Source organism: Spongiactinospora gelatinilytica (assembly GCF_003236385.1).
Lineage (GTDB): Bacteria > Actinomycetota > Actinomycetes > Streptosporangiales > Streptosporangiaceae > Spongiactinospora > Spongiactinospora gelatinilytica.
Window position 1 is genome coordinate 1 of the sequence record NZ_POUA01000441.1, and the last position, 5775, is coordinate 5775.

At 65.6% G+C, this 5775-nt stretch carries 8 protein-coding genes and 1 tRNA gene; 4 read left to right on the forward strand and 5 right to left on the reverse strand.

What is annotated here, in order from left to right:
- The coding region (locus C1I98_RS34140) for an NBR1-Ig-like domain-containing protein (RefSeq protein ID WP_199537432.1) at nt 1–373 on the forward strand (373 nt) is incomplete at its 5' end.
- Between the two features lie 56 nt (nt 374–429).
- Here the strand turns inward: C1I98_RS34140 and C1I98_RS34145 are convergent.
- From C1I98_RS34145 to C1I98_RS34155, 3 genes are all read right to left on the reverse strand, one after another.
- The gene (locus tag C1I98_RS34145) at nt 430–1374 is read right to left on the reverse strand and encodes a SpoIID/LytB domain-containing protein (protein ID WP_111171461.1); all 945 of its coding nucleotides are present in this window, start codon (nt 1372–1374) and stop codon (nt 430–432) included.
- 46 nt (nt 1375–1420) lie between these two features.
- Complete coding sequence (locus C1I98_RS34150; RefSeq protein ID WP_199537433.1) at nt 1421–2305, reverse strand: peptidase inhibitor family I36 protein; 885 nt, start codon at nt 2303–2305, stop codon at nt 1421–1423.
- 68 nt (nt 2306–2373) lie between these two features.
- Entirely contained in the window at nt 2374–3219 is an 846-nt protein-coding gene (locus C1I98_RS34155) for a peptidoglycan-binding protein (RefSeq protein WP_111171463.1), read from the reverse strand.
- Between the two features lie 233 nt (nt 3220–3452).
- On the opposite strand from C1I98_RS34155, the gene C1I98_RS43325 reads away from it, so the two are divergent.
- From C1I98_RS43325 to C1I98_RS42055, 3 genes are all read left to right on the forward strand, one after another.
- On the forward strand, nt 3453–3827 hold the full coding sequence (locus tag C1I98_RS43325; RefSeq protein ID WP_199537434.1) for a hypothetical protein: 375 nt from the start codon (nt 3453–3455) through the stop codon (nt 3825–3827).
- Nucleotides 3828–3972: 145 nt separating this feature from the next.
- Entirely contained in the window at nt 3973–4158 is a 186-nt protein-coding gene (locus tag C1I98_RS40865; RefSeq protein WP_146607813.1) for a hypothetical protein, read from the forward strand.
- A 353-nt stretch (nt 4159–4511) separates the two neighbouring features.
- Nucleotides 4512–4778 (forward strand): hypothetical protein, encoded by a 267-nt coding sequence (locus tag C1I98_RS42055; protein ID WP_158558296.1) that lies wholly within the window; start codon nt 4512–4514, stop codon nt 4776–4778.
- A gap of 53 nt (nt 4779–4831) precedes the next feature.
- Here C1I98_RS42055 and C1I98_RS34170 read toward each other — a convergent pair whose 3' ends face one another.
- Both C1I98_RS34170 and C1I98_RS34175 read right to left on the reverse strand, forming a co-directional pair.
- Nucleotides 4832–5347 (reverse strand): GNAT family N-acetyltransferase, encoded by a 516-nt coding sequence (locus C1I98_RS34170; RefSeq protein ID WP_199537435.1) that lies wholly within the window; start codon nt 5345–5347, stop codon nt 4832–4834.
- Nucleotides 5348–5558: 211 nt separating this feature from the next.
- Nucleotides 5559–5631, reverse strand: a tRNA-Ala gene (locus C1I98_RS34175).
- Between the last annotated feature and the right edge of the window lie 144 nt (nt 5632–5775).

The following is a 5775-nucleotide window of genomic DNA, read 5'->3' on the forward strand; positions in this document are numbered from 1 at the left end:
CAACGGCGACGCCTCCGTTTTCATGGGGGACATCACACTTGGCGACTGCACGCACGTCGGCCCCGGCAAGACCGTGCGCAAGGTATGGCGGCTCAAGAACACCGGGACCGTGCACTGGAAGGGATATTCGCTGCGCCGCCTCGAACCACAGCAGCCCGATCAATGCCAGACCCCCGCTGAGGTGCCGGTCAAGGAGACCGCGCCCGGCAAGCTGGTCGACATCCGGGTCGATATCACCACGCCGACAAAACCGGGCTTCTGCTTCGTGCGGTTCAAGATGATGAACGCTGCCAAAGAGCTCGTGTTCCCTGGAAGCCGGCCGATCAACTTCCAGCTCATCATCGACGAGAACTCCGGTTCCCCGCCGCAATGACACGACAGGAAACCGGAGCCCTCGGACTCGCTAGGCGTTCTCGCTAGCCGATCTCACTAGCCGATCGCGATCCTCTTGTAGTAGGACCTGAGGATCCTGCTGTAACCCCAGCCCTTCTTGGCCAGGTCACGAGAGCCGTTCTGCGACATCCAGTCCCCATCGACCCACATGCCGCACGCCTTCGACGACTGGCAGTACTGGCTCTGGAAGATCTTCCCATTGCGCGTGAGCCGGGTGCCCCACGTCGCGTTCACCGCGGCGCTCGTCGCCGCCGTCGCCGAGCCCGGCTTGTAGACCTGGCTCGATGTGTGGTCGTAGACGTCGAAGCACTTACCGTCCGGCGTTTTACGCGTCGAGTGCAGCGCCCAGTACCAGCCGTAGTTCTTGACGGCGATCGCCCCGGCCCGCAGCGACTCCCTCGGCCAGTGCGACCGCCACTCGTTCGGCAGGACGTTCTTGACGTAGTCCTTGAAGGACACCCTCTCCACGTGACCGAGGGACTTCCGGTAAACGAGGATCGACGTGGGCAGCCTGCTGTGCGTGCCGTCCGTCTTGCACTGGGTCGGCGACGTGGAGCCCATGAACCGATGCGAGGCGTTCTGGTTCTTCAGGGCGGGGATGAGGTTGCCCCTCGCGCCGGGCTTGAAATCCTGGTAGGTGCCGGAGAAGTTGCTGTTGAAGTACACGCGCACGGTCTTACCGCTGCGATTCCAGACGGACGCGGCGGAGTTCTTGATGCACTTGCCCTTGCCGTTGCCGGCGCCCTTGAAGTCGTAGCAGGAGGGCTGTTTGGTCGCATAGTCGCCGACCGAACCGGTGAAGTCGGAGACCGAGCCCTTGTTGTTGCTGTTGAAGTAGTAGCAGAACTCACCGCTCTGGCACACCCCGTCGCGACCTGCGGCCGACGCGGGCGGAGCGATGGCGAGCACCGATCCGCCGAGCGCCACCGCGGCGACCGCCGTGGTGAGCCGCGAGATCAGTCGCGCGGTTCGTGAATACACGGTCGATTTCCTCTTCGTCTTCTTGTTCTTGGCCGGCCGCGGTGCGCTATCGGACGTTGTAGCCACGGGCGCGCCAGAACGCGTTCGGGTTCGGGTTCTGCAGGTGCGGGTCGCCGACGCTCTTGGCGGCGCGGGTATGCCGTCCCGGGCGCATCTCGACGTGGGTGTGCGCGGCCGACTTGGACGAGATCCCGCGCCACGCCTCGGTGGCGATGACCTGACCGGGCCGGACCACCTGGCCCACGCGCAGCGAGGACACTGGAGCGGTGTGCAGATAGATCACCGTCTTGTTCAACGACGAGTTGTGGATGGCGATCGTGGAGAGCCCCGAACCGCCGTTGGCCCCACGCGCGACGTTGATGACCGTACCCTGCATCAGGTTTCGCACGGTGGCACCCACGCCGCGGGCGAAGTCGATGCCCTCGTGCCGGCCGGGTGTGTTGTCGTAGCCGTCGAAGGGGCAGGTCAACCGGCCGCTGCTCGGCTTGTAGAGCGCGTACGACATGTTGACGCGCGACGAGGACGACGGGCCGAACTCATGCGAGGCGTTCTGGTTCTTCAGGGCGGGGATGAGGTTGGCCTTGGCGCCGGGTTTGAAATCCTGGTAGGTGCCGCCGTAGTTACTGTTGAAGTAGACGCGGACCGTCTTGTTGCTACGGTTCCAGGCGGAGGCGGCGGAGTTCTTGATGCACTTCCCCTTGCCGTTGCCGGGCCCCTTGAAGTCGTAGCAGGAGGGCTGTTTGGTCGCGTAATCGCCTACCGAACCGGTGAAGTCGGAGACCGACCCCTTGTTGTTGCTGTTGAAGTAGTAGCAGAACTCACCGCTCTGGCATACGCCGTCCCGGCCGGCCGCCGAGGCGGGTGCGGCGGTGATGGCCATCGGCACCCCGAGCGCCATCGTGGTGACCGCCACGGCGAGAACCTTGTTCATCGTGCCCATGCTGTTTCCCCTTGGATTCGTATGAGGTGGGTTTTCGTATGAAGCGGGACTACGGGTGGTCAGCGGCGCCGGTATTCCTCCCAGGTGCGGATGGCCACCTTCGGGCCGTCGTCCGGCCCACGGCCGGAAAGCCCATTGAACCCCAGGTAGTAGTCACCGACCTGGCGCTGAGCCTGGCGGGAGAGGTCGGTGTCATTGATCGCGTTGGCGTGAATATGCCACGGCCAGTCGGCTTGGCGAGGGTTGCGCACCCATGCCGCGAATCCGACACGTCGCAACGCGCGGACGGTCGCGGTGCGGGTCGCCGCGTTCATCCCCTTGACCGAGATGTCGACGACGCCCCCGCCGTCGTGGGTACCTGCGGACGTGGGGTCGCCCCCGGGGTTGTACGAACCCTGCAACAGCACCAGGCCGCGGCCGAGCAGCCGCTTGGCCTCGGCCAGCATGCTCCGCGTACGGGTGTTGACGACGACATCGCCCATGGACACCCGGCCGCCTGGAACGATGGTGTGGGTGACCTTGAAGCGGTCGGCTCCGAGCTTGACGAGCGACGCCTTGCCGGGCAGCCCGTTGGCGGCGATCCCCTTGTACCCGAGCGACTTCTGGTACTTGGCGTAGGCGGCGATGGTCGTGGTGCCGAAGTACCCGTCGACCCACTGCCCGTCGAGCAGACGCCGGTCGCGCAGCGCCTTCTCGACGAGCAGTACACTGGCCTTGGCCCCCGGGGTCGTCGTCTCGTCCGCCCGCCGCGGGTCGATCTGGGCCGCCTTGACCGTGGCTTCCATGTTCACGCTCGGAAGGACCTTGACCTCGGCCGCCTGCGCCACCGACATCCCAGGCGCACCGGTAAGACCGGCGACCAGAGCGGCCGCCAAGAGCCCCGTGGCGCGCAAGGTCGGCTTCATCGTTTCTCCTGGTTCTTGGGAGGTGCGGGATTCCTGTGACGCGGCCCACACTTCTGGGTCTCCTCAGGCGTCCGCAACAAGATGCTGTTGTCAGCCTGTTCGGCGGGCTTTTCTTACAGGCGGACAGGCTGACAACAGGCCGTCTTACAGGCCATCTGACGGCGAACAGGACACTTGGCCAGGGCCCCGCATCGGTGAGAAGATGAACGGCATGACGTTCAACAGAAAGGCCGATGCCGCGTAGACGGCCCGGCCGTGTCCGCGCCGAGCTTCCCCTCCGGCGCCAGACACTCCGCCAGACACGCGATCCCCGCCCGATCATCCCCGGCCTGTCGCCGGCGGCCCTGGCCGAAGTCAGGCGGATCGAACGCCTCAAGAACTACCTGTGGCCGGGCTCGGTCGAGTCGGCCTTCATCCGCTGGCGCGCCTTCGTCCACCAACCGAACCGCCGCCTTTGGGACTACGACCAGGCCGGCTGCACCGAATGGGCCTGCTGCGGGGACCCGGCACAGTCCCGCGACCACCTCGAAGCGGTGATGCTGTCAATGTCCCGACGCCGCGCCCGCGAACTCCGAACCCTGGTCAAAGCCCTCGACGACGACTATTGATGTCATCCGGGTCGCCGAATTTCGCCCGGGTCCGGGCGGCGCCGTACTGCCCTTTCGGGTTGCAGATCGGGCACGCGCACGGCGGCCTTCCGTGAACGTCAGGCATGTAGCGCCAGCCGGTCAACCGGTTCACTCGACGGATTCGATGAATCTCACCCGCCCTGACAGAACGCGAGGTGAAGACTTCGTACCCGCGCGGGTCCGGCTGGGCCGCGATCAGCGCGGCGGCTTCCGCACTGCCCAGGTGGGCGGGGAGGCTGTTGTAGTGACCGACCTGCACCGGCTCATCGTCGGGGACCCTGAAGTACACGGCGACGAGCGCCCGCTCTGACCGCCTCGCCGCAGTTCGCGTACCCACTGATGGGTGATCTGGTAGGACGGCAGCACAGGCAGGCAATAGACACCCGTTCCATCCCACCCACCGCTCACCGCCCGAATGCCACTGCGCCGTATCGAGCGAACGTTCTTGGCCGAGGTTATGTACACCAGCATGGTCATCGCTGCGGCTCCCAAGGACGCGCACAAAGCTGCCTCAATCGGTGGACCATACATCCGAAATATGGAAAACCGAGAGGTCCACACCTCCAGCTATCAGTGCTGATCTGAAGGTGTCCTCCCACCGTACCGTGAGGAGCCCCCACGAAGATCCGAAACTTATCCGCCGCGGCCCTGCTCGCGACAGCCTTGGGCGCCACCGCCCTGGCCGGCGCCGAACCCGCCTCCGCCTCCGCACCCGCCTCCATCACCCAACAGACCAGCACCACATCCGCCCTCGCCCCGCTGCCGCCGAACTGGTATTACTCCAGTCGCTACGAAACCCTGGCCGCCTGCCATGCAGGTCTCCAGGACGCCGCCCAGAACGGTGAGTTCACCGGACTCGCCCCCTGCCGCTATTACCCAGGCGACCAGCACCGCCAGGCGGGCTGGTACTTCCTGATGTACATCCCCTGATCCTCGGCGAGCGTGGCGTCCACGGCCAAGCCCTGGACGCCTTCCGCACCCCTTCAGCGCCCAGGCACAGCCCGCTCCAACTCCACCAAGGCCAGCGGCGGCCCCTCAGCGAAGTCATGATCGTGAGTCCTGCCGGTCTCGACAAAGCCGTTCTTGGCGTAGAACCGACGCGCTTGAGCGGAGTCCCGAAGCGTCCACAGATGCACCTCGTCGTACCCGGCATCTCGCACCCGCTCCAAGACGGCCGTCAGCAGAACCATCGCAACCCCACTACCCCAGACATCCGGGTGCGCAAAGAACGTATGGATCTCCGCCACGCCGGGCCGAGAAGTAGAGGCCCCAAACCGAGCAAACGCCCCCGCCCGCTCATTCAGGCGCGCCAGCAAGATCGTGTCCCCACCCTCGGCCAGCACACCATGCCACTTCCCCCGCCGCTCCTCAACCCCGGCCGCAGCCACCTCCGGCGCACAAAACGGCCCATGCGACACCCCCCAAGACACGGCGTGGATCTCCCCGAGGACATTCCCATCACCGGGTTCCGCAGGGTGAACCGTTATCACATCGGACATGCAGCAGACCCTAATGAACCGCTGCTCATCTCAGCACCTGAGGCGGCGTAGTCCGCGCCGCAGGCGGAATGCCCTTCACCGCGAGGCGGCGCGTTTCTTTCGATCTTGGCTGCGCTCGCATATTGCGGAGCGCGGTCTGCCCTCGGAGATTGGCCGGGCGTCGGTGAGGTCGATTGGGGCGCGGGTTGCGCCTTGAGTGGGGAGGTGGGAGTGGAGCCTAGGAGATTCGAACTCCTGACTTCCTGCTTGCAAAGCAGGCGCTCTGCCAACTGAGCTAAGGCCCCTTCGCGGGCGGGTCTGACCAGCGGATACGGCTTGGTTGGCGGATCTGTGGTCGTCGTGCACCGCGAGCACAGCATATAACGCCTTCGCCGGCGGTGGTCGCTGGATCGGATCAGCAGGTGGTGGGGATGGGTTCGGTGGTGGCG